This window comes from Halanaerobacter jeridensis (genome assembly GCF_016908315.1).
GTDB lineage: Bacteria > Bacillota > Halanaerobiia > Halobacteroidales > Halobacteroidaceae > Halanaerobacter > Halanaerobacter jeridensis.
Map to the genome: position 1 here is coordinate 153,567 of NZ_JAFBDQ010000005.1, position 24,342 is coordinate 177,908.

Consider the following 24,342-nt stretch of genomic DNA (forward strand, 5'->3'; position numbering starts at 1 on the left):
CTATTCTGAAATCACAAAAAATAATTTCTCTTGGCAGAAATTAATTATAAACTGTGCTACTTCAACAATAAAAGTAGAACTACTAGCTATAATCACTATTAAAGCCCACTCACCTGTAGTTAACGGGGTAGTTTTAAATAACTGCTGTAAAACTGGAATATAAAGCACTAAATAATGCATAGCAAAAGAAAAGAAGACTGCTAAAATAAGATATACATTACTAAAAGGATTAATTCTAAACAGACTCAACTGTTCTGAGCGACAACTAAAGACGAAAAAAAGCTGTGCTGTAACTAAATTAGTAAAAGCCATTGTCCGTGCTGTAGCTAAATCAGAACCATAGCGCAGCCCTAATAAAAATACAAATAAAGTACTAAGCCCAATTAATAATCCCTGTCCTAATATCTTCCACTGTAATCCCCCAGAAAAAATACTTTCCTGTGGACTCCGAGGAGGTTGCTCCATAATATCATCATCAGCAGGATCAACTCCTAAGGCTAAAGCAGGCAATCCATCAGTTACTAAATTAACCCATAAAATTTGAATTGCCACTAGTGGTAATGGCAAAGCTAATAATGATGAAAAAAACATAGTCAAAATTTCTCCTACATTACAAGATAATAAATAACGAATAAACTTTCTAATATTATTATAAATTCCTCGCCCCTCTGCTACTGCAGCCACAATTGTAGCAAAATTATCATCAGCTAAAATCAATGATGAAGCTTCTTTAGTAACATCAGTTCCTTTTTGTCCCATAGCAATCCCAATATCAGCTTCTTTAATGGCCGGGGCATCATTAACTCCATCACCAGTCATAGCTACTATATGTTCTTTCTTCTGTAATGCTTTAACTATCCGCAACTTATCTTCAGGCGAAACTCGGGCCAAGACAGTCAAATCAGCAATCCGCTCTACCAACTCTTGCTCACTTAGTTCCTGCAATTCATCACCAGTAATCACTCTATCTGCTTGAACCTTTAAATTTAGTTTTTTAGCTATTGCTACAGCAGTTTCTTTATGATCTCCCGTAATCATTTTCGCTTTAATTCCTGCTTTCTTACATTCTAAAATGGCCTTTTTAGTTTCAGGACGGGGGGGATCAATTAACCCCATCAAACCTACAAAAATAATTTCTTCTTCATATTGAGCTAAATCATCTTCTTCTAATACACCAGACAACTCTCTATATCCAACTCCTAAAACCCTTAAAGCCTGTTCAGCAAAAGATTGATTTTGCTCTAAAATTTCACCTTTCTTTTTAGCAGTTAATTTCTTAACTTTGCCTCGCTGATAATAATACTGACTTCTCTCTAAAATAACTTCTGGTGCTCCTTTAATCAACAATTCTGCTTTATTCTGTCCTTGAGCAATTACAGACATTCTTTTCCGCTTAGAACTAAAAGGTATTTCTAAAAGTTGTTGATACTTTTGAGCCAATTTTTCGCGATTAATTCCTGCTTCTTGGGCTGCTAATAATAATGCCCCTTCTGTTGGATCACCAATTATTTTATCTTTACTTCTTTTTCTCTCTATCTCAGCATTATTACAGAGAGCACTAATTTCTAATATTTTTTTTAGAGCCGGATTAGAAAACCCTTCTGCCTGCCCATAATAAATTTTATTATTAACATATATCTGTTCTACTACCATTTCATTAGTAGTTAAAGTACCTGTTTTATCAGAACAAATCACAGTTGCACAACCTAAAGTTTCTACCGCTGGTAACTTTCTTACTACTGCATTACATTTAATTAATCGCTGCACTCCTAAGGCTAAAACTAAAGTTACAATAGCCGGCAGACCTTCAGGAATAGCAGCCACAGCAAGACTAACTCCTGATAAAAACATGCGGTAAATTGATTCTCCACGCAAAACTCCTAAGCCCATTACAGCTAAACAAGCTAATAAACAAGAAAAAACAATCCATTTACTCAAAGTTTTCAAACGTCTTTGTAATGGAGTTAACTTCTTCCCCTCTTGTTGTAGCAAATCTGCTATTTGTCCCATCTCAGTAGCTATACCTGTATCTGTCACTACTGCCTTACCACGACCTTCAACCACTGTAGTTCCTAAATGCAGCATATTACTGCGATCTCCTAAAGAAACTTCACCCGCAAGGGTTATATCCTTTTTTAGTACAGCAGTTGATTCACCAGTTAACGAAGCTTCATTCACTTTTAAATTATTGCTCTCTACAACTCGGGCATCAGCCGGGATTTTATCTCCTAATTCTACTATGACTAAATCCCCTGGAACAACATCTTGCGCTGGGATTTCTTGAATTTGACCATCTCGTTTCACTTTAGCTTGAGGAGCAGATAACTTTTTTAAAGCCTGTAAAGACTTTTCAGCTCTAAATTCCTGCACAAATCCCATTACTGCATTCAAAATTACAATTGCAAAAATTGCAGCCGCATCTGCTAATTCACCAAGGGCTCCTGAAACAATTACTGCAACTACTAAAACCAAAACCATAAAGTCTTTAAAATGAGCTAACCATAAATCTAAAATTGAGTTTTCTTTTTTCTGTGGTAATTGATTAGCCCCAAAATCATTTAAGCGGCGATTAACTTGATTTGGAGTTAATCCCCGCTTTAAATCTACTTTTAATTTATCTAATAACTCTACAATAGAGTAATTATAAATTTTATTATCCATGACTTGACCCCTCCTCTGAAAATACATAATCTAGATACCATCATTAATAGCTCTAATAGTTAAAACAATTAGCTGAGGTATCCATCTTAAACTATTACATCATTATTCAGAGAAGAGATAAAAAAGAACCTCTTTTTTATTTTTAGTCCTCAATTTTAGTAAATTGATCTTTGCCTACCCCACAAATAGGACAAACCCAGTCTTCAGGTAGGTCTTCAAAAGCAGTTCCTGCTTCAATTCCTGAATCCGGATCTCCTTCAGCAGGGTCATAAACATAACCACAAACATCACATTCATATTTAGCTAAATCACTACCAGCTTTATCTTCTTCCTCAGAAGTTACTTTAGCCTCTAATGGAAAGAACTGATCTTTATCAACACCACAGACTGGGCACTTCCAACCATGCGGCAAATCTTCCCAAGCTGTTCCCGCTTCTACACCATTATCAGGATCTCCTTTAGCTGGGTCATAGACATAACCACATACTTCGCACTTATATTTCTGCTGCTCACTTTGTTCTTCTTTCTGTGATTTCTCTTCTTCTCCACCCGAATAGGTAGGAGCTCCTTCAGGAGATTTACCTTTCATTACATTATGGTAATAATCATAAGTTAAGGGCTCTTTATCTTGATCAACATAATCCGATTTCACTATTTTACCAATAAACATGGTATGAGTTTCAACTTCTACTTGCTCTATTACTTCAGCCTCAATATAACTTAAAGTATACTCTGTCAAAATTGGCGCTCCAGTTTCTCCTAACATATAATCTGTCTCTGCAAATTTATCTATATCTCGTCCTGACTTAAAACCAAAATCACCTAAAGTCTTACGTGGTAAATCTTTAGATAAAATAGAAATACTAAAGACACCACTCTCTTTAATGTACTGATTAGTTAAATGTTTTTGATTAACACAGACAGCAATAGTAGGAGGCTCAGCACTAGTCTGTGTTACAGCATTCCCAATACAACCATTTAGCTTATCTCCTGATTTAGAACTAATAATATATAATCCATAAGTAACATCCATTAATGACTGAATATTAATCTCTTGCATTTTTTCCACTCCTTATAACCAATTATTTTTTTTGAAATAGACTAGCATTGTCACGACAATTAATCCCATAACTCCTAGTAGAATAGGATAGGAATACTGATATCCCAATTCAGGCATATACTGAAAATTCATACCATACAAACCAGTTAAAAATGATAAAGGAATAAAGATAGTTGAAATTACAGTTAAAACCTGCATTACTTGATTCATATTATCATTCACATTAGATAAATAAGTATCTACCATCCCATTCACAATATCTCTAAACATTTGAATTTTATCTAAAACAGTAGATAAATGATCATCTACATCACGCCAATAAACAAAAGTTTCATCGGTAAATAATTGATTGTCTTTAAAATTAGAACTATAAATTAACCCTCGTAATGGAGACACTAAGCGATGAAAAGAGATGATTTCACGTTTCAATTGCTGTAATTCACCTAATATTTCGGAAGAAGAATCTTCAATTAACTGTTCTTCTAGATTAAAGATGAAGTTCCCTAATTCTTCGACAACTACAAAATAGTTATCAACTACAGTATCAATCATTCGATAAGCTAAGTAATCTGCCCCTCTGTGGCGTAATTGACTATTTTCTTTAGCTAAACTTTTGTTAATAAAATCAAAAGTGTTAGTTCTTTGTTCTTGTAAAGAAATTATAAAGTCAGGACCTAAAATAATACTCAACTGTTCTTTTTTTATTTCTTGATTTTTCGGATAATAATTAAAATCTTTAACTACAAATAGAATATAATCATCATAAACTTCAAATTTAGGACGCTGAGCTGGGTTTAAAACATCTTCAACTACCAAAGGATGTAAATCAAACTCAGTTCCTAATTCTTTAATTTTTTCTTCTGAACCCAATCCTACTACATTAATCCAAGTAACTTTATTCTTTTGAGCTAAATTACTAATCTCTGTTATTTTCTCTTCTTCATACCCTTGCCTATCATAATAAGTTATAAAAAAATCACTAGTAGTTTTCTTTTCACTAAGCTGTTTTGAAGTCAGACCCAATCCCCCCTCCTCTATAACAAAAAAACACATCCAAAATACAAATTCAGATGCGAAAATTAAATCTCATATATATAATTCAAGTTTAATACTCAAATTCCTACTATTAATTACAAAAAATAATCATTATTAATATCTAACTTCAAAACCATCATACTGTCCCTTATAATTCTCATCAATGATTTCTATATCCTCTACATTAGCAAAAGAAGGTCCTTCTTTGACTTCTTCTAATATTTTATCTACTTGTTCTTGAGAACCTGAAAAGATCGCTTCTACTCTACCATCTGCTAAATTTTTAACCCACCCAGCAACTCCCAAACTATGCGCGGTTCGGGTTGTAAAAGCACGAAAACCAACCCCTTGCACTCTACCACTTATATACACATGCTTACGGATTTTCCCAGCCATGATATCACTCCTTTCTTTAGTTTTAAATTTAAATAAAATACCATTTTTTCCTGCAACTTTAGCAAAAAAAATTAAATCAACTATTTTTCTGCTGCTGTACCCACTCAATCATTTCTTCTCTTTGCTCTTTAGTTACAGAAACAAATTCTAAGCCAATATAATATCTCCTTACTTTTCCTCGAGAATTTTGATTAACTTTAATCCGCAAAATTCTAGCTTTGATTTTAGATATAGGAAATTCATCTAAAGTAGTAAAATCAATTATAATTTTCTTTTCTACTTGCAAATCTATTATAGACTCTACTTCCATCTTAATACCACTAGCACTAACGTCAATTAAATGAGCTGTTTTAGATTCTTGCTGCTTCAAATTACGATAACGAATAGCAGTAGAAATTTGCACCCGATTATATCTTCTTCTCTCAATTTTTCTTACTTCTCCAATTGGATTTACTAAGAGTACTAAATTAAATCTAGTACTAATATTTTTAATTTCAACATCTAATTGATTCAGACTATTACTTCCTTCAAAACAAAGTATCCACTCTCTAACTTCTTCAAATATTGAAGTTGATTCTGGTTCACAATTTAAAACTTTTAAATCAATCCCTGTTTTATCTTTAGCAATTACTTCTGCTTCATATTCTGTATCAGACTTTTCATTAGGAGTTAATTTAACATCTTGGCCTAAATATAAATTAAAATTATTCACTAGTTTAAGTTCACTCCTTTATAAAAGACATAAGTTATAGTAGTCAGTGAACCTCTTAATTTAAAAATTAGAATTAATGATTTTAAATAAAAAAATAAGAGGATGGTAACCACCCTCTTATTTGATCTACTATACTGCTTGTACTTCTTTAACTTCTGGAATTTCTTCCTTTAATTTTTTCTCAATACCGTTCTTTAAAGTAAGCTGTGACATTGGACATCCAGCACAAGCCCCTTGTAATTCTACTTTAACAATACCTTCCTCAGTAACTTCAACTAATTCTACATCTCCACCATCAGCTTGCAAGGATGGCTTAACCTCTTTAAGAACTTCTTTAACTTCTTCTTCCACTAATAACATCTCCTTTTTAATAAAATAATTTGATTAATATTAAACAGCAGTGTTTTATTTTATTGTCCAACTTTTAAGTTGTCGCCATAAAACCCTACATGTTTATCTTCTTCCCAACTTGTTGAATCATACATTACTTTATACTCTAACCCTTCTTCCAAAGCAAAAGAATTAGCCCAAATACCAGATTCTTCTGGTTCTAAAGAATATGTTTTATCACTCGGATCCCAATTATTCATATCTCCTACTAAATGAACCTCATTAACTTCAGCAATCTCATAATCAGCCGGATTAAACTCAATTCTAACTAAATCTTCTTCAGCCTCTTCTACTGAAATATTATTTTCATCATTATCACTAGTTTCACCAAGAGTTATTTCTTCTTTTAAATTAGCGAAACTTTTGGCCCCAACTCCAGATACATTCTTTAGCTCATCTAAAGAATCAAAGCCACCATTTTCTTCTCGATACTGAACTATATTTTGAGCAGTAACTTTACCAATACCTTTTATTTGTTGTAATTCTTTAATATCAACAGAATTAAGATCTTTCATCTTTATTCCTCCTTTTAACTTTTTGAATTAACTTACTACTTAATAATTTTTACTTCAAATTTATTGTAATATTTTTCTAAAGCTATATTAAATTTTTATTTACTTTATCACTAGTGAAAGATAATAGTCATAGTAAAATACCACATTATAATTTTATCATAAAATACTCCAGATGTCTAAAGTTTTAAATTATCATCTTTAATCCAAATATAATTAATACAACCCCCCCGATATAATCAGCATATTTTTCTACAATCAAGAAATTTTTGATATATTTGACTACAATAAAGGAAGTTCCAGTTAAAATAGCAGTAATTAATCCAATAATTAATGTATTACCAAAAATTAAAGATAGATCAAAATTATATAAAGCAGAAAATCCAACTCCTAAAGCATCAATACTAACACTAATTCCCAACACGATATAAGTCCAAAATTCTAGATTAGCATACATACAAGCCTCATCATCTTTATATCCTTCCCATAATAATAGCATCCCAATCAGTAAAATCATTGTCCCACTAATATAACCAGTAATATTGAAAATATTTTTATCAATATAATTTCCTAATCCTGCCCCTAATAGAGCAAATAAAAATTGAAAGAAAGCAAAAGAAATAACAATTCCTGACTTTTCTCTAAGCTTCATCTGGGTTCCACATCCTACTCCTAGAGCAACTGCAAAAGCATCTAAAGCTAAAGCTAGTGCAATAAAAATAATGTTTAACATATTTTCACTCCTGATTTTATTTATAATTTATTCTTATTATTACCAAAACTATAGATATTATTGTACTTTACTTCATTAACATTATACCTAAAATTAAACAATTATCAATGAAAATAACAAATTTCCTTTACTTTTATAATTGTTTTAATTATGATATAATTAATTATTCAGAAAATAAATCAAAGAAGGTGAAATAATATGACTAACAAAACTGCAATTTTAACTGACAGCACTTGTGATTTATCGCCAGGAAAACTTACAGAATTACCAATTGAAATTTTACCATTAAAAGTTATTTATTCTGATAAAGAGTATCAAGATCGGGTCGATATTGAACCAGAAGATATCTATGAACAATTTGAAACAGAAATCCCTAAAACTTCTATGCCGTCTCCAGAAGAAGTTAAACAAGCCTTATTAAAGCTCAAAGAAAAAGGATTCAATAATGTGATAGCTATTCATATTTCTAGTGGATTAAGTGGCACTTATAACCTAGTACAGATGGTTAGTAAACAAGTTGATGATTTAAATGTTGAGGTCATTGATTCTAAAAGTTTATCTATGGGATTAGGACGTTTAGTCTTATATGCTTCAGAATTAATTCAAGAGGGACTAACTTTCGATGAATTAGTTAATAAAGTTAAAGCAAAAGTTGACTCTATTGAGGTCTTCTTCGTGGTTAAAACTTTAAAATACCTTAAAGAGGGAGGACGAATTGGAAAAGTTAAAGGAACAATTGGAGAACTATTAAATATTAAACCAATTATTTCAATTAATGCAGTGGGAGAATACTATACCTACGATAAAACTCGAGGTCGTAAAAGATCAATCAATAAATTATATAATATTGCTAAAAGTAAAATCAAAGAAGGACTTAGTAAAGTAGATATTATGCATAGTGGTTCTATTGATGAAGCAGAAAATTTAGTTAATAAATTTAAGAGTTTAAGTAATGTAAAAGATACTTTTCTTGGTCAACTTGGCCCTGCTATGATTGTTCATGCTGGTCCAGGGTTAATTGGGGTTGCTATTACGCCAGAATAAAAAGCTGTGTACTATGAACTTTGAGCGCCGAGCTAGAATCAAAAACAAATAGAATAAATAATCATAAGAAGAGACTAGGCAATATTGCCTAGTCTCTTCTTATGATTAAAATTTATAGTTGTTCAATGAACCTTTCCATTCTATTAAGAGCTTCATAAATGTTTTCTAAAGAAGAAGCATAGGAGCAGCGAATAAATCCTTCACCACTCTCACCAAATACATTTCCCGGAATTACAACAACTCCTTCTTCTTGCAGCAACCGCTGAGCAAATTCTTCTGAACTCAACCCCGTCGATTTAATAGATGGAAATACATAAAATGCCCCTTTAGGTTTAAAGCAATCTAATCCAATCTCATTTAAACCTTTAACTATCACATTACGCCGTTGCTTATATGATTTAACCATCTTATCTTTTTCTTGATTACCATTTCTTAATGCTTCTAAAGCTGCATTTTGGCTAACAATAGGAGCACATAACATTGTATATTGATGAATCTTCATCATTGCATTAATTATTGGCTCAGGAGCAGCAGCATAACCAATTCTCCAACCAGTCATTGCATAAGCCTTAGAAAAACCATTTAACAATACTGTTCTTTCCTTCATTCCGTCTAAACTAGCAAAACTAGTATAGGAATCATCATAAGTCAATTCCGCATAAATTTCATCAGCTAAAACAAATAAATCATGCTTTTTAACCAAAGCAGCAATCTCTTTTAATTCATCCTCAGACATAACTGCTCCAGTAGGATTATTAGGATAACACAAAATTAACACTTTACTCTGCGATGTAATTGCTTTCTCCAGTTCCTTTGGATCTAGTTTAAAGTTATTTTCCTGCTTAGTAGGAACTTTTACCACATCAGCACCTGTTAATTGAGCTGCTGGCTGATAAGAGACATAACTAGGCTCAGGTAATAAAAGTTCATCTCCTTCTTCTAATAATGTTCTTAATGCTAAATCAACCGCTTCACTAACCCCAACTGTTACTAAAATTTGATCATCTGGATTATAATCAACACCAAAACTAGACTCTAAATATTTATTTATTTCTTCTCTTAATTCTAATAAACCATAATTAGAAGTATACATCGTGTGACCTTTTTCTAAAGAATAATAAGCCGCTTCACGAACATGCCAAGGGGTAACATGATCAGGCTCTCCTACTCCTAAAGAAATTACATCATCAACCTCAGATACTAAATCAAAAAATTTTCTGATTCCTGACGGAGGAATATCTTGTACCTTTTTTGAAATTACTTGCTCCCAATTCATGGTGAAACAGCTAGCCTTTCATTTTCTTGTTGTTCCCCTTTAAATACTACTCCATCCTTCTTATATGTTTTAAGCATAAAGTGAGTAGAAGTACTATTAATATGATCAATTGTAGCTAGTTTTTCTGCTACAAACAATGCTACTTCCTTCATTGTTCTATCTTCTACTTCGACTGACAAATCATAACCACCTGACATTAGATAAACTGATTTTACTTCTGGGAACTTATAAATTCTTTTTGCTACAGCATCAAAACCTAAATCTCGCTCTGGGGTTACTTTTACATCAATAAATGCTGTAACAGTTTCTCTACTGGTTTTATCCCAATCAATGAGAGTATTATACTTCACAATAACATTATCTGCTTCTAATTCAGTTATTTTGTCTTTAACTTCCTCTACTGAAGCTCCAATCATCGTTGCTATATCCTCTGGAGCTAAATTACTATTATTCTCCAACAACTCTAAAATCTCATTTTCCATTATCATCTCTCCTTCTCTCTACTACTTTTTATTTATTTTATTTCATACTTTTCTACATTATCTATATTCATCATTTATTCAATCACGATTAAGCTTGCTTATCTACAATCACACTATATCAAATTAATTGAGTACAAATCAAGTGATTTAGGTAATTATAATAAATTACCTAAGTTAACTCAAGCTGAAACAAATGAATTATTCTTAATATAAAACCTCCAGAGCTTATCTTTATACTCTTCAGCATAATCTATATTTATTCTTTTACTACAAACTAATTCATAATTTTCTTCAGTTTCTTCTTGTTCTATATACAATTTATCACCAGTCACCAAGTTATATCCATTTAATCCTCTATCAATATCCAAAGCTTGAGATAATTTACCTGGTCCATTAGTTAAATTTTCCCTTTTATCACTCTTTATATTTCTATTTTTCTTGATCATTTCAATCCCTCGAATAGGTTCTACAGCTCTAATAAGAACCGCTTCCGGGACATTTTTACTATTAACAACTACATTGAGTAAATTATGAATCCCATAAATCAAATAAATATAGACACACCCTCCAGAATTAAACATTACTTCTGTTCGGTCCGTTCTTTTATTTTGATAAGCATGACAACCTTTATCTTCTGCGCCCAAATATGCCTCTGTTTCAACTATTTTGCAAACTATCTTCTCTTCTTCTAGTTCTCTAACTAATAAAGTGCCAAGTAACTCTTTAGCTACAGTTAATGCATCTTGTTGGTAGAAGTTATATCCTAATTTCAAGCTAATCACTCCTGCTATTATAAATTATTAAAATAAACACTTTTAAATTAGATATACCTTCCAAATATTAATATTCAATATATCTCTTTAATATTAATTATTTATCAGTTCTTAATAGTTCATCGAACTTACGTAAGTTATTATATTTAATAATATTATTAATTTGTTCTACATATTCTTCTCTTTTCTCAGAGTATTTAATTATCCCTGCTGATAGCTGAAGAGAATTTAATTTATTCTCTTCTTTTCTTAACTCAGATCTGATTTCTCGTAATCTATTATAAGCAAAATGAGTATTTAGATTTAATAAATAACTATTGATTGCTGCTTCTATACTTGGAAATTTTCTAATTTTATAAGTTGCGCCCGTTGGTCTTCGTTTAGGTATAATTCCTGGCTCATTAGGGTCAAAAGTCCATTCTCCAAATATATTATTCGCTTTAATAGCAAAACGAGATGTACCCCAACCTGATTCTGAGGCAGCTTGAGCTAAAATTAAAGATAAAGGAATAATATCTAATCTTTTCTTAAGTCTGCTAACTCGAGTCTGCCAGTCTCCTTTCTCCTTTACTCCATACTGTTCAAATTTATCTTTTAGCCAAGCTTTACCTTGTTCACCTAAATGACCAAAAACATAATACTGATTAAATAGCTGTGTGACCTTATCTCTTTGTCGTAAAATTCTTTTATTAGCATGATAAGCCCCAATTGCTACAATGTTAAAAAAGATCCTTTTTCTTTTATCAATACTATCAATTTGGCCCATATTTTCCGGAAATTCAACTATCTTCACCGGAGGAATCTCTAGCAATCTACCTGCTTGATCAACTTTATAATTATCTAATAACTTTTCCCACTGTTTATAACTTTCATAGTTTACTTCTTTATATTCAGGTTTAGGTAAATTAATCTGAACTTCTGGCCGAGATTTTAATTGACCATCACTTAATCGATTTCGTGACTCAAAAACTTCTAATCCCACTATCAAAAGAAGAATGGTCAAAATAAAAACAATTAAGATTACTTTAGCTTGTCCAATACTTAAATTCTCAGCAGATTCCATTAAATTAAAGTCCAATTTAAAATTACCCCCAATTAAATTAACTATTTCAATTTATTTTTAATTTATTATACCATATACTTAATCTATTTCAAATTATTAATAATTAACTTAAAATATTATCTAATTCTTGCTGAGTACTAATTGGAGTTTGACAGCTATAATTTTGGCAAATTTGTACTCCTCGTTCCCAATTTTCAAATTCCTGTTGCTCAAATAAATGATTTAGATCAGCAAGACTAGCAGCAGTAGAAGGAAGATTTAAAATTACATTACTAAAGGGGAGGTACTTATCATTAATAATCTTTAAAAAATCTTCAGCACTATTATAACTATCTTCCGTCACTATAATTTCTCTTCCCTTATCTGTAAAAGAAAATAATGATAGTAAAGATGCTGTATGAGATGTCGGATTTGCTTTAAATTGCTGATAGAAAGTTTTTATTTGTTCTTCGAATTTATTAAACAAACTCTCATCAGCAGTTAATTGCCCTAAGCGCCAAAAATTAAGTGCAGCAATAGCATTGCCACTAGGCAAAGCTCCATCATAAATCTTTTTTGGTCTAGTAATTAATTCTTCACCATCACTACCATATAGATAAAGTCCTCCTTCGTTTTGGTCCCAAAAATAATGTAGCAAATCTTGATTTAATTTAATTGCTAACTGCAAATACTGAGATTTAAAACTACTTTGATATAACTCAATCAATCCCCAAATCAAGAAAGCATAATCATCAATATATCCTAAATAAGCTGCTTCCCCTTCTCGATATCTAGCTAACAATCGACCATCATTTCTCATTAAATTTTCTTTAATGAACTCTACCGCTTTTTCTGCTTGCTCTTGATATATTTCTTTTCCTAATACTCGAGAAGCTTTTGCAAAAGCAGCAATCATCAATCCATTCCAAGCAGTTAATATCTTATCGTCTTTAGCAGGATGAATTCTTTTTTCACGCTGAGCAAACAATTTTTCTTTAGCACTAGCAAATTGATTATCTAATTCTATTTTACTTTTATCTTGACCAATTAAATTCGGAATATTTTCACCCTCAAAATTACCGGTAACAGTAATATCATAATAATCACAAAATTTCTGCCCTTTCTTTTCTCCTAATATATCCTTAATTTCTTCTTGAGACCATAAATAAAATTTTCCCTCTTCTCCTTCTGAATCAGCATCTTCAGCCGAATAAAATCCTCCTTGAGGTGCTGTCATATCACGCTGAACGTAGCTTAAAATTTCTTCGCTAACAGCAGCATAATCTTCTTTACCAATCAATTGATAAGCTTCTAAATAAGTTATTGTTAACAATGCATTATCATATAACATCTTTTCAAAGTGAGGTAGCAACCATTTTCTATCAGTAGAATATCTAGAAAAACCATATCCTAAATGGTCATAAATACCACCTCGCCACATATTATCTAAAGTTTTTCTTATCATTTTTAAAGCTGGCTGATTATTATTAGTTTTAGCATAACGTAATAAAAACAATAAGTTATGAGGTTGAGGAAATTTCGGAGCAGTGCCAAAACCTCCATATTCTTTATCAAATCTATGTTTTAAACTTTCAAAACCCTCAGTCAACAAATCTTTTATTGCTGATTCTGTTATTTCAGTAGCTGAATGTTCCATATCTTTCTGCTTTAAATTCTCTACAATTTTCTCTCCAGTTTCTAATAATTTATTTCTATTTTCTTCCCATTCTTGTACTACTTTACTCAAAATATTCAATAAACCCGGCATTCCCTGTTTACTCTCTTTTGGAAAATAAGTTCCTGCAAAAAAAGGTTCTTTATCAGGAGTCATAATTATTGTCAACGGCCATCCTCCGCGACCAGTCAACCACTGACAAACTTCCATATAAATACTATCAACATCTGGTCGTTCTTCCCTATCTACCTTAATCGCAACAAAATGTTGATTAAGAATTTGCGCTACTTCTTCATCTTTAAAAGATTCCTCTTCCATCACATGACACCAATGACAAGTAGAATAACCAATTGATAAAAATATCGGTTTTTTCTCTGTTTGAGCTTTATTAAAGGCTTTATTCCCCCAAGGATACCAGTCTACTGGATTATGAGCATGCTGCAACAAATAAGGGCTTTTTTCACTAATCAAATGATTATAATCTTTTGGCATTTGCAATTCCCCCTCTTTTTTTAGTATATTTTCTTTATTTTTACAAACTTTATCATTACTTTGCAGGAAAATTATATAAAATATAGAAGTATTAATATATGAAAATTATAATAAAGAGTCCCTAAAAAGGAGTGATACTTTGCCTCAAATCAAAACTAAACAATTATTAGAAGGAATGGTACTAACTAAATCTATTTATTCCCAAAAAAATAAAGATTTATTATTAAAAGAAGGAGTTAAAGTAAGTCAACAAATGATTCAAGCAATTAAAAAACATAAAATAAAAGAAGTAACAGTAGCAGACCGTTATACTTTATTAATTGATGCTACTACTGCTACTTACAATCAACTAAAGCAACTACTAAATGATAATATCAAAAACTTAGCTCCTGAAACACCTGAAGCTAATACTTCAAATAAAATGGTCGAAATTTCTCAAAATGCTCGTTTTTTAATAGATGATATAATTAATAATGAGACAGTTCTAAAATTATGCACTCGCATGAAAATAATTGATAATGAATTATTCTTCAAACATTCAGTTAGAACTTGTGCTTTATCAATATTAGTAGCAGGGGCTATGGGCTTGAATTCTGAGCAAATGCTAAAAATTGCTAAAGCGGCCCTACTACATGATATTGGCTTAGGAGAAATGCCTTTCTTAATTAAAAAAGGAGAAGCTAATGAGCCAAAAAACGAATTATGGAAACAGCATCCAACTTACGGCTATTATATAGCTAAAGAAGCAGGGATTGGTCGCGAAGTATGTAACATGATTACAGCTCATCACGAAAATTGGAACGGCAGTGGGTTCCCGAATAAACAAAAACACGAAGAAATACCGCTAGGAGGTCGTATCATTGCATTTTGTGAACAATATGATACTCTAATCAGATATAATGATTATCCCCGTTATGAGGCAATAGAATACTTATATGGCGGAGGAGACATCTTATTTGATTCTAGAGTAGTACAGGCCTTTACAGATAATTTAGCAGTTTATCCTTTAGGAACATTAGTCCGGCTTTCTACCAATGAAGTCGGTGTTGTAGTCAATGTTCGTAAAAACAAAGGACCACGTCCTGTAGTCAGAGTCCAATATAATAACGTCAATCGGGCTATTGAGCCTAAAATAATTGATCTAGGAGCAGAAAAAACCATCTTCATTTCAGAGATTTTATGATGAATAAGTAATATACCAAGAGCCGACAAAGTAATAATTATCACGTCGGCCTTTGGTTATATTAGTAATTATTAAACTACTTTTCTTTCACCTTAAAATTAGGCAATGTAACGCAGCCAGTAGAACTAGCAATTACATTCTGTTGGTCTGCTCTAGTATAAACACCTTTAAATTCTTGGTCATAGACAAATAAACCTAAAATATACTTATAAGAACTATAGTTGACATTCCCATCATTAAATTCTACAAACTCCTCTTCTGGCAGTGAACAAAATTCTTGGGCCAAATAATTTTGCCCCTCTTCCCAAATTTGAGTCACTTCTTTTTTCCACACTTCTTGCGCAAGGTCTGTCCCTACTAAAACTCCATTAGCTCCATAGTCATCTAAAGGTTTTAATACTAATTGCTCTTGCTTAGCAATAATTTCATTTAATTGTTCCCTATTTTCTGTATCTAACAATTCTGTATAAGGAATATATTGCTTAATAAACTTCCGTTCCTCTTCAGATAAAAATGATACCTTTTCTTGATCATGTAGAATAGCAAAAATGATCTTATTATGAATAATTTGTGACCTAAAAGAACCTACTAAACAAACATCATGATTCTTATAAGCTTGCCATAAATCTTCTAAATCATAATAATGCTCCATTAAATCAGTAGTAACAGCTCTTCTATAAATCAAATCTATTTCAAAATCCTCACAATATAGCTTATTATTTTTATATTCTAATTCACGAGGATCGACTATTTTAACATTATAACCTCGGTTAGTTAATAGTTCTTTAAAGTATTCAAATTCACCAACCATTCCATAATTATCAAAATCCATAATGGCCAAATTAGGTTGATGATCATTAACTGTAAATTCTTGATAGGCATCAAACATAGTTTCTAACCAACTGTCCACTAAATCCCAATTTTCTAAGTTATATTTTTCCTCTAGTTCACTTATTGCAGCAGCACCTTTAAAATATTCCTCTAAGATATTACTTTTAACCATTCCCGATGAACCATCAGTATTTAATTCACAAAATTTAAGCTCTTCAGGTCCATAATAAAAAATATCAAAGCGAGCCATAGGAAAGTTAGCTTCATACCCTGGATCTTCTAAAATCAGCTCTTCTAACTCAGATGAAAAATTAAAATAAGATCTAAATTCTGCATTAGTTAAGTACTCTTCAATTACTTGCTCTAAAATTGAACTTAATTGCTCAGACGTTTGCCCAAAGAAATCTTCTTCCTGTTGACTAAAAAAGAACGGCTGATATAAAAAAGGAATAACCTCGCCTTGATAGTAAGCATATGAGCCTTCTAGCTGTTGATAGAGCTTTTCAAAATCTCGTTCATACTTGATTGCTTCTTGCTCTATAATTTCTTTATAGTCCGAAAAAGCTTGTTCCTTCAACTTCATCATCTCCTATTAAAGAATTTAAACTATAATCCTGCACAACTTTTCTTTTATTAAACTTTTCAACTTTTTCTTTTAGCTGTTGAGCTAAGGTAGTCTCTCTATTTATTATTTCTGTTAATGGCTTTAAATAAATTTTTTCCTGAGGGCCAAGACTAGTTTGAGCCCAAGTTAAAAGCTTATCAGCAACTTCTAAAATATTATACTCTCCTAATTGAGCGTCTAATCCTTCTTCGATAATATCTTCTTTAGCCTTTATAATATCATCAACACTAAATTGTTCAATAAATTCTACTGCTCTCTCTAAATTTTCTTGATCATATAAAAGCCCTTTCCAAAAAGATACAACTGCTAAAAAGCACTGGGGGGGAACAGAATCTGTCATTCTTATTTCAATAAATTGTTTGGCCCGCACATCAGGAAACACCATAGTTAGAATATGTTCTAATTCTTCACTTCCTAAATCACGATCCTTAAAAATTTCTTCGATGGTTTTTTCTTTTGTAGCAGTATATTGTCCTTCACTTTTCAATAAAATAAGTTCTCGACTTAATATATATTCAGCATATTTGCGGTAACCAAAATCAGAAGCAAAGACCTCTTCTATAATTCCAGTCCGACTATCATCAGTATGATTCCAAATTAAATTCCTTAAAGCCTGTTCAGAAAATATTTCTCCTTCAAAAAAAGGAGCATTATCGCATAAAATACTTAACACTGGCGAAAGTACAGTTGCTACTCTAAATTTACGGATGAAATCTTCTTCCGATTCATAATCCAATGCCAATTGAAAAGCTGCAGTACCTTTCATCATATTATGAGCATATTTTCCTTGTTTTCCTAAGTAATCAGCCATAATCTTATAGCGTTTCTTAGGCAACCAAGAGATTTCATCTATCTTACTTTGAGGTTGATAGCCAAAAGTAACTAATAAGTAATTTTGTTCATTTAAAATAGGCACTAGTTTATTCAAAAAATCAAAATATACTTCCATAAGTTCTCGTACACTAGCCTGTGGTTGAATACCTACTTCTAATTGTCCACCTGGCTCAATAGTAATATCAAAATTAGGAGCAACTAACTTTAATAAATGCTCACCCTCTTGATGCTGTTCTATATTAGGACCGTCAAATTTCTTTAAAATATCACTAATTCCAAATTGATCATCATAATTTACTGCCTCTAAATTTTCTTTTTTAACAACAAAATGTTCCACTTCCATACCAATAGTTTCTTCTCTCTGCTCTCCTTGATTAAAAAAAGATTTTAACTTTTGAATCTGTTCTTCTCTTTTCATTATTTTCACCTCAATATTTAATTACTTTACCTAATTAATATAATTTGATAACAATATTAATTACTATTATGATTATATCATTTACTCTTCAAATAATAAAGTCACTGAAAATAAAAGTCCCTTACTTTTTTAGTAAGGGACTTTTATTAACTATTAATTCAATTGTGCTAATTTATACTTGAAGAATTCGTCTCCATTGGGTCCATAATATTTTAAACGTTTTTGATAATAATTATATCTACCTAAAACTTTGAACAAATAATTATTATAAAATTGATCTACATCTTTTTTAGCTGTTTTATGAAATCCTTGGTTATAAGAAACAATTACTTTATGCACATCATTATTATAATTTTGATAGGCTAAACCAAGATAATAAGCAGTAAATCTAATCCCTAAATCAGTAGCATCTAGCATTCGCCATTTCTTATATTCAACCCCTAATCTATCAGCAATCCATTTAGCAGTAGTTACCCTCATACTAGAAACTCCAATACTAGCTCCATTATCATAACTATCTTTAGACACGAAATTAGTTTCTGCTTCAATAATTGCTGTTAAAACTAGTGGGTCAATATCTACTTCTAATTCGCGAGAATAATAATCACTCCAATATAAAATGGAATCTGCATATTCCTTAGCGCGTTTCTTACTTAGATTTGCATTAGTATTATAGGCAATATCATGAATGTATTTAATCCGATATGATAAGTAACTCTCCATATTTTGATGATCATAAGCAAGTCCTGTCCCAGTTATTCCAAACATTAAAATTCCAACTAACAATAAAATTATAAATCCATAATTTCGTTTCATAATTGATCACTCCTTATAAGCTTATCTAAATCCTAACCACTAATAAAAATTATTCTTATTAACACCTTCTATCTTTAACTATAGATGATTTGACCCAATTTTTCAAGTTAAATTTTTATATCTGGTCTTAAAAGTTTAATTTATCTATTATAACCTTAAAAGAGTTATCTATAATTAGATAAACTAGTTTAAAAGAATATATAAAGATAATTACAACCTAATTTATAATTTTTTGGTACCTTATTAACAATTGTTATTAGAAATAAAGTTTAATACTAGTTATTATAAAATTAAATATTTAATTATGTAATAATATTTAATAGTTTCAGACATACTAAAGTTAAATTTGAATATATTTGAACTTTTAAAATTCGTACTCATTTTTAACCTTGACTATGTTAACCTTAGTACTACAAAATGCTAATTTATTTCAGAACTAAATTTATTATGTGAGGAGTTGAAAACTAAGATGGATCGAATTGCACTAATTCTAATAATAATTGGTGCCCTGAATTGGGGTCTGATTGGTATCTTTGGATTTGATTTAGTTGCTTTTATTTCTGGTGTAGAATTCGGAGGTCTTAATACTTTTAGTAGAATTATTTATGCTTTAGTAGGACTTGCTGGACTATATTCATTTAGCTTTTTATTCCGAGAAGATGAAGCACAAATAGAATAACAAAAGAGGTCTCCAATTTTGGAGACCTCTTTTGTTTGATTTGATAATTCAAATAAATATTCTAACTATTCCATAAGCAATTACAAATAAAGTTAATATACTTTTTTTACTATCTTTATAGTCTAGAATTAAAAACTGAACTGCTGCAATAAAAGCCCACCATAATGATAATAACAAAGTTACTAAAAAATTAAGCTGACCTTCAAAGTAATAAGTCCAACTACCAATCATTAAAGCAACTGTAATTATACTAGTATAGCGAGAACTTAATTGCCAGAAGTCTTTATTATTCTGCCAAGAAAAATAAAATACTATCACTACTCCTCCCAACAATGCCCCAGTCAAATTTAAAGTTAAATGAGATAATTCAAATGTTGCCAATAAATTTTTCTGATAAAAGGGCCAATTTAATAGAACATATAATAATCTAGACCCTATTACAGCAAAAATTATTACATAAAAATTCAGATCTTCTCGTTCTTCTTGGCTTAATATATCTTGTAGTTGAAATTTAGAAATAAAATTAGCAATTACTCCTGCTATTAAAGTTAAAAATAAAAACCAACTTAAAGCTAATGATTTATATTCAATCAGATATGGGTCCATAATAAAACCTACCTTTATTTTTGCAGATCCTGCTTGATTTGATTCAATTCTGTCTTACTAACTGCTCCTTTTTTAATGTATTGTATCTTCCCACGGGGGCCAATAAAGTAAGAAGTAGGAATTACAGAGATTTTATATTCTCTTCCTATTTGCTTTCCTTTATCTAATAAAACCGGAAGACTATATCCACCATAGCTAATAAATTGACGCACCTTTTGTTTTTCTTCTCCCAAATTAACAGCTAAAACTACAAAATCTTCTTTGTTTTCTTCATAAAAATCATTTAAATCAGGCATCTCTTCTCGACATGGTGGACACCAAGTCGCCCAAAAGTTTAAAATAACATACTGCCCTCGGTAATCAGATAATGAAACTTTTTCTCCTTCTAAATTAGTCAACTCAAAATCAGGTGCAATATTATTAAGATCAGTTCCTACTTCACCTTCAGGTTGTTTTGTCTGTTTATTAGTAGTCGGCTTATTTAATTGATAATAAGCTCCTAGTCCAACAATTAATAAAGCAAGTACAATTACTAATCCTACTTTGAAATTTTTACTCATAATTATCCCCTTCCTAAATTTTTAAATTTCTATCTTCTTCGCAAATCGGTGGGCGTTTTCCTTTATTATATAAAATATTGGCTTAGGGCTTGGACTTTATTTAAGAATAATAGAATACCAAAAATAATCAAGACTGCCCCACTTACTTTTGAAACAATAGGTAAGTACTTGTTGACCTTATTCGAAACTTCCATAAACTTTTCAATAAATACAGCTGTTAAAATAAATGGGATTCCTAGACCCAATGAATAAAAAACTAATAAAATAATTCCCTGTACTAAAGTAGTAGAGGAACCGGCATAGGCTAAAATAGAAGCTAAGACTGGCCCTACACAAGGCGTCCAACCAGCAGCAAAAGCCATGCCCATCAATACAGCAGTTATCCAACTAGTAGCTTCTTTTGGTCCTTCCACTCGTGCTTCTTTGTATAAAAATTCCATCTTCAACAATCCAATTAAATGTAGCCCAAAAACTATAATTAAAATACCGCTGATTTTATGAAATAATAATTTGTATTCAGCAAATAATTTTCCAATATAACTTGCAGTAGCCCCCATCATGATAAATACTAAAGAAAAACCTAATACAAAAGCAATAGCTCGCCATAAAGTAAAAGTTTTAGTTTGTTTTTCTTCACTAGTACTACCGGTAATATAACCTACATATGCTGGAACTAACGGCAGCACACAAGGTGAAACAAATGATGCAAATCCAGCAAAAACTGCCATGAATAATGAAACATCCTGCATTTTTTCTCCCTCCCTTTAAAATAAAAATTAATATTTTAATATTTGGATATTTTAATATTACTCCTACTAAAAAACATCCAAATATTAACTAGTCTTTATTTTAACATAGTTAATATTTGAATGCCAAACTTAATCTAATAATTTTCCAATTTCTTTCATAATAATCCTGCCCGCTTCTTTCATTTCAGATCTATCTAGCTTACGGTCATAATAATCATCTAAAGTAAATGGTTTACCAAAATGTACTTCAACTCCCTCTTTAAAAGGATGCCTGGTTTTAAGCCCTACTGGTAATAACGGTGCCTGAGACTTTGTAGCTAATAATACAGAGCCCAATTTTGCTCTTCCTAACGTTCCATCTCTACTCCTAGTTCCTTCAGGGAAAATCCCTATCGCTTCTTCCTGCTCTATAAAACGCAAAGCTGATTTAATTGCTTTAGTATCAGGTCGACCTCTTTCGACTGGAAAAGCACCATATGTTCTCATTATTTTTTCTAAAAAGAAATTTTCAAATAACTCAGATTTGGCCATATAATGTATTTTGCGATTGAATGCTGCTCCTAACACCGGTGGATCAAAATTACTTATATGATTAGCTACTACAATTAAGGGACCTTTTTGAGGAATGTTTTCTACACCTGTTACTTTCTGACGTAGAAATAGCTTAAAAGCACCTTTTAAAACACCATGGGTGAACCAATAAACACGGTCCATAATTTAAACCTCCTGACAAAGGTTGAGTATTTCCTCTACTACTTCAGAAATACTCAAATTAGTAGTATCAACCTCGTTGGCATCTTCTGCCTTCTTTAAAGGACTAACCTCACGATTTTTATCTATCTCGTCTCGTCTTATAATCTCTTCCTTTAATTTTTCAAAGTCCACTTCTTCACCACTTTCTTTTAAATCTTCATAACGTCTCATAGTCCGTTCTTCTACAGTCGCATTTAAAAACACTTTTAGATCAGCATCAGGTAGCACTACTGTCCCAATATCACGACCATCCATAACTACACCACCCTGCGCAGCCATTTCACGTTGTAACTTAACTAATCTTTCCCGCACTGCTTTAATCTTAGCAACTAATGATACATTATTACTTACTTTATTAGTGCGAATTTTATCTGTTACATCTACACCATCTAAGATCACTTTTTCTTTTTCATTGACCTTTTTAAATTTAACTTCAGTCTCCTTAGCCATAGCTGCTACTTCATCCTCGTCAGCAAGGTTCAAACCCTGCTTTAAGGCTTTTAAAGTCAAAGCACGATACATAGCTCCAGTATCAATATATATATAACTTAAAGTATCAGCTACACGTTTAGCTACTGTACTTTTTCCAGCACCTGCTGGTCCGTCAATCGCTATTACCAATTCTTTATCTTCACCCATAAATTATCATACTCCCTATTTACTTTATTATATATTATTTCATTTATTAATATTAAATATTATCTATATAAAGTGGCACTATCGTGCCACTAGCTAGTAGATAAAAGCTAGTAGCTAGTAGTAAATTCAAAACCAAAAAACAGTTCACAGCTTTGAATTATTGAATACTAGGTTAATGTTTTAGGTTTTGAATTTGATTTTATGTTTTTAACTACTAACTCCTAGCTACTTACTTCTAGCTATAAAGCTTCACTCCAAAGTGAAGCTTTATATAGATATACAGATAAAATTGGATATTGAAAGTTAATTTATACTCCTAACTTCCAATATCCAATCTAGTAATTATTTTATAGATAATCTTTTAGTTTTTCACTTCTTGTTGGATGTCGTAATCTCTGTAGCGCTTTCTTTTCAATCTGTCTAATTCTTTCTCGCGACAAGTCATAATCTTGTCCAATTTCTTTCAAAGTTCGAGCTCGTCCATCTAAAAGACCAAATCTTAATTTTAAAATTCTCTGTTCTCGATCAGATAAAGTATCCAAAACTTCATCTAATTCATCTTGTAATAATTCTTTTTGAGTTAATTGATCTGGAGTAGGAGAATTAGTATCTTCAATCATATCTCCTAAATAAAAGTCATCATCACCTTCTCCTACTGGACGATCTAAAGAATCAGGCGATTGAATTAATTTTTTTATTTTTCTCACTTTAGATAACTCCAAATCCATTTCTTCCGCTACTTCTTCTGCTTTAGGATCACGTCCTAAATCTTTAGCTAATCTATTAGTCACCTTCTGATATTTATTCATAACCTCCCATACATGAGCTGGGATTCTTATTGTTCTCGATTTATCAGATAATGCTCTACTAATTCGCTGTTTAATCCACCAGGTAGCATAAGTACTAAAGCGATATCCTTTAGTATAATCAAATTTCTGGATTGCCTGCATCAATCCTAAATTTCCCTCTTGAATTAAATCAAGAAAGTCTAATCCTTGTCCCATATATTTCTTAGCAATACTTATCACTAATCTTAAATTAGCTTCAATCAGCTCCTGTTCTGCCTCTTTGTCCCCCTCTACTATTCTTTTAGCTAATTCTCTTTCTTCTTCAGCAGACAACAATTCATGTGCCGATTGATCTAAATATAACTTTATGCTGTCATCAGTCCTGGCTGCCATCTCACCCCTCCTTTATGAAAGAATACGATTGACTACTATTATGGCATTATAAACTACTTAGATAAAATTTTAGTCAATTATATTCTTAATTAACAATTATAAAAGTTTTAAATAGTTTTTTCTATTTTATTTAAAAGGCATATTAAATATTTCTCACAAAAAAGCATTTCTCCTGCAAATTAAAT

The 24,342-nt window shown here is 31.3% G+C and carries 25 protein-coding genes; 3 read left to right on the forward strand and 22 right to left on the reverse strand.

Annotated features, from left to right (window positions below; all coding sequences use genetic code 11):
• The 8 genes from JOC47_RS06365 to JOC47_RS06405 all read right to left on the reverse strand — a co-directional run bounded on the left by JOC47_RS06365 (window position 1) and on the right by JOC47_RS06405 (window position 7,499).
• Entirely contained in the window at window positions 1-2,661 is a 2,661-nt protein-coding gene (locus tag JOC47_RS06365) for a calcium-transporting P-type ATPase, PMR1-type (protein ID WP_204701221.1), read from the reverse strand.
• A 142-nt stretch (window positions 2,662-2,803) separates the two neighbouring features.
• Complete coding sequence (rd, locus tag JOC47_RS15960) at window positions 2,804-3,721, reverse strand: rubredoxin (RefSeq protein ID WP_369127962.1); 918 nt, start codon at window positions 3,719-3,721, stop codon at window positions 2,804-2,806.
• A 12-nt stretch (window positions 3,722-3,733) separates the two neighbouring features.
• Window positions 3,734-4,744 (reverse strand): magnesium/cobalt transporter CorA, encoded by a 1,011-nt coding sequence (gene corA, locus JOC47_RS06380; protein ID WP_204701222.1) that lies wholly within the window; start codon window positions 4,742-4,744, stop codon window positions 3,734-3,736.
• A 126-nt stretch (window positions 4,745-4,870) separates the two neighbouring features.
• Complete coding sequence (locus JOC47_RS06385; RefSeq protein WP_204701223.1) at window positions 4,871-5,152, reverse strand: acylphosphatase; 282 nt, start codon at window positions 5,150-5,152, stop codon at window positions 4,871-4,873.
• A 76-nt stretch (window positions 5,153-5,228) separates the two neighbouring features.
• Window positions 5,229-5,864 carry a PilZ domain-containing protein gene (locus JOC47_RS15410; RefSeq protein WP_204701224.1) on the reverse strand — a complete coding sequence of 212 codons (636 nt, stop codon included), beginning with the start codon at window positions 5,862-5,864 and terminating at the stop codon, window positions 5,229-5,231.
• A gap of 129 nt (window positions 5,865-5,993) precedes the next feature.
• Window positions 5,994-6,215 (reverse strand): NifU family protein, encoded by a 222-nt coding sequence (locus tag JOC47_RS06395; protein ID WP_204701225.1) that lies wholly within the window; start codon window positions 6,213-6,215, stop codon window positions 5,994-5,996.
• Between the two features lie 59 nt (window positions 6,216-6,274).
• Window positions 6,275-6,769 (reverse strand): helix-hairpin-helix domain-containing protein, encoded by a 495-nt coding sequence (locus JOC47_RS06400; RefSeq protein WP_204701226.1) that lies wholly within the window; start codon window positions 6,767-6,769, stop codon window positions 6,275-6,277.
• Window positions 6,770-6,953: 184 nt separating this feature from the next.
• A complete protein-coding gene (locus JOC47_RS06405; protein ID WP_204701227.1) occupies window positions 6,954-7,499 on the reverse strand; it encodes a manganese efflux pump in 546 nt (181 codons plus the stop codon).
• A 198-nt stretch (window positions 7,500-7,697) separates the two neighbouring features.
• Between JOC47_RS06405 and JOC47_RS06410 the strand changes: the two genes are divergently transcribed.
• A complete protein-coding gene (locus JOC47_RS06410) occupies window positions 7,698-8,543 on the forward strand; it encodes a DegV family protein (RefSeq protein WP_204701228.1) in 846 nt (281 codons plus the stop codon).
• 112 nt (window positions 8,544-8,655) lie between these two features.
• Here the strand turns inward: JOC47_RS06410 and JOC47_RS06415 are convergent, their stop codons facing one another.
• The 5 genes from JOC47_RS06415 to JOC47_RS06435 all read right to left on the reverse strand — a co-directional run bounded on the left by JOC47_RS06415 (window position 8,656) and on the right by JOC47_RS06435 (window position 14,283).
• Window positions 8,656-9,819 carry an aminotransferase class I/II-fold pyridoxal phosphate-dependent enzyme gene (locus tag JOC47_RS06415; protein WP_204701229.1) on the reverse strand — a complete coding sequence of 388 codons (1,164 nt, stop codon included), beginning with the start codon at window positions 9,817-9,819 and terminating at the stop codon, window positions 8,656-8,658.
• Window positions 9,816-10,301, reverse strand: a complete 486-nt coding sequence (locus JOC47_RS06420; protein ID WP_204701230.1) for an Lrp/AsnC family transcriptional regulator — start codon at window positions 10,299-10,301, stop codon at window positions 9,816-9,818. The genes JOC47_RS06415 and JOC47_RS06420 overlap by 4 nt, the downstream gene beginning before the upstream one ends.
• Window positions 10,302-10,480: 179 nt before the next feature.
• The gene (locus tag JOC47_RS06425) at window positions 10,481-11,074 is read right to left on the reverse strand and encodes a DNA-3-methyladenine glycosylase (protein ID WP_204701231.1); all 594 of its coding nucleotides are present in this window, start codon (window positions 11,072-11,074) and stop codon (window positions 10,481-10,483) included.
• 97 nt (window positions 11,075-11,171) lie between these two features.
• Complete coding sequence (locus JOC47_RS06430) at window positions 11,172-12,152, reverse strand: glucosaminidase domain-containing protein (RefSeq protein ID WP_204701232.1); 981 nt, start codon at window positions 12,150-12,152, stop codon at window positions 11,172-11,174.
• An 88-nt stretch (window positions 12,153-12,240) separates the two neighbouring features.
• Window positions 12,241-14,283, reverse strand: coding sequence for a thioredoxin domain-containing protein (locus JOC47_RS06435; protein WP_204701233.1), 2,043 nt, complete (start codon window positions 14,281-14,283; stop codon window positions 12,241-12,243).
• Between the two features lie 139 nt (window positions 14,284-14,422).
• Between JOC47_RS06435 and JOC47_RS06440 the strand changes: the two genes are divergently transcribed.
• Window positions 14,423-15,466 carry an HD-GYP domain-containing protein gene (locus tag JOC47_RS06440; protein WP_204701234.1) on the forward strand — a complete coding sequence of 348 codons (1,044 nt, stop codon included), beginning with the start codon at window positions 14,423-14,425 and terminating at the stop codon, window positions 15,464-15,466.
• A 76-nt stretch (window positions 15,467-15,542) separates the two neighbouring features.
• Here the strand turns inward: JOC47_RS06440 and JOC47_RS06445 are convergent, their stop codons facing one another.
• From JOC47_RS06445 to JOC47_RS06455, 3 genes are all read right to left on the reverse strand, one after another.
• On the reverse strand, window positions 15,543-16,874 hold the full coding sequence (locus JOC47_RS06445) for a circularly permuted type 2 ATP-grasp protein (protein ID WP_239550953.1): 1,332 nt from the start codon (window positions 16,872-16,874) through the stop codon (window positions 15,543-15,545).
• Window positions 16,846-18,174, reverse strand: a complete 1,329-nt coding sequence (locus JOC47_RS06450) for a glutamate-cysteine ligase family protein (protein ID WP_204701235.1) — start codon at window positions 18,172-18,174, stop codon at window positions 16,846-16,848. Before JOC47_RS06450 ends, JOC47_RS06445 begins: the two co-directional genes overlap by 29 nt.
• A 153-nt stretch (window positions 18,175-18,327) precedes the next feature.
• On the reverse strand, window positions 18,328-18,990 hold the full coding sequence (locus JOC47_RS06455; protein WP_204701236.1) for a transglycosylase SLT domain-containing protein: 663 nt from the start codon (window positions 18,988-18,990) through the stop codon (window positions 18,328-18,330).
• Window positions 18,991-19,459: 469 nt separating this feature from the next.
• Here JOC47_RS06455 and JOC47_RS06460 point away from each other — a divergent pair, with 469 nt between their 5' ends.
• Complete coding sequence (locus JOC47_RS06460; RefSeq protein ID WP_239550954.1) at window positions 19,460-19,669, forward strand: DUF378 domain-containing protein; 210 nt, start codon at window positions 19,460-19,462, stop codon at window positions 19,667-19,669.
• Between the two features lie 48 nt (window positions 19,670-19,717).
• Here JOC47_RS06460 and JOC47_RS06465 read toward each other — a convergent pair whose 3' ends face one another.
• The 6 genes from JOC47_RS06465 to JOC47_RS06490 form a co-directional block, all read right to left on the reverse strand.
• Complete coding sequence (locus JOC47_RS06465) at window positions 19,718-20,275, reverse strand: prolipoprotein diacylglyceryl transferase family protein (RefSeq protein WP_204701238.1); 558 nt, start codon at window positions 20,273-20,275, stop codon at window positions 19,718-19,720.
• A 14-nt stretch (window positions 20,276-20,289) separates the two neighbouring features.
• Window positions 20,290-20,835, reverse strand: coding sequence for a TlpA family protein disulfide reductase (locus JOC47_RS06470; RefSeq protein WP_204701239.1), 546 nt, complete (start codon window positions 20,833-20,835; stop codon window positions 20,290-20,292).
• Window positions 20,836-20,900: 65 nt separating this feature from the next.
• Entirely contained in the window at window positions 20,901-21,584 is a 684-nt protein-coding gene (locus tag JOC47_RS06475) for a cytochrome c biogenesis CcdA family protein (RefSeq protein WP_204701240.1), read from the reverse strand.
• Between the two features lie 129 nt (window positions 21,585-21,713).
• A complete protein-coding gene (locus tag JOC47_RS06480) occupies window positions 21,714-22,298 on the reverse strand; it encodes a lysophospholipid acyltransferase family protein (protein WP_204701241.1) in 585 nt (194 codons plus the stop codon).
• A 3-nt stretch (window positions 22,299-22,301) separates the two neighbouring features.
• On the reverse strand, window positions 22,302-22,976 hold the full coding sequence (gene cmk / locus JOC47_RS06485; RefSeq protein WP_204701242.1) for a (d)CMP kinase: 675 nt from the start codon (window positions 22,974-22,976) through the stop codon (window positions 22,302-22,304).
• 347 nt (window positions 22,977-23,323) lie between these two features.
• Window positions 23,324-24,157, reverse strand: a complete 834-nt coding sequence (locus tag JOC47_RS06490) for a sigma-70 family RNA polymerase sigma factor (RefSeq protein WP_204701243.1) — start codon at window positions 24,155-24,157, stop codon at window positions 23,324-23,326.
• Between the last annotated feature and the right edge of the window lie 185 nt (window positions 24,158-24,342).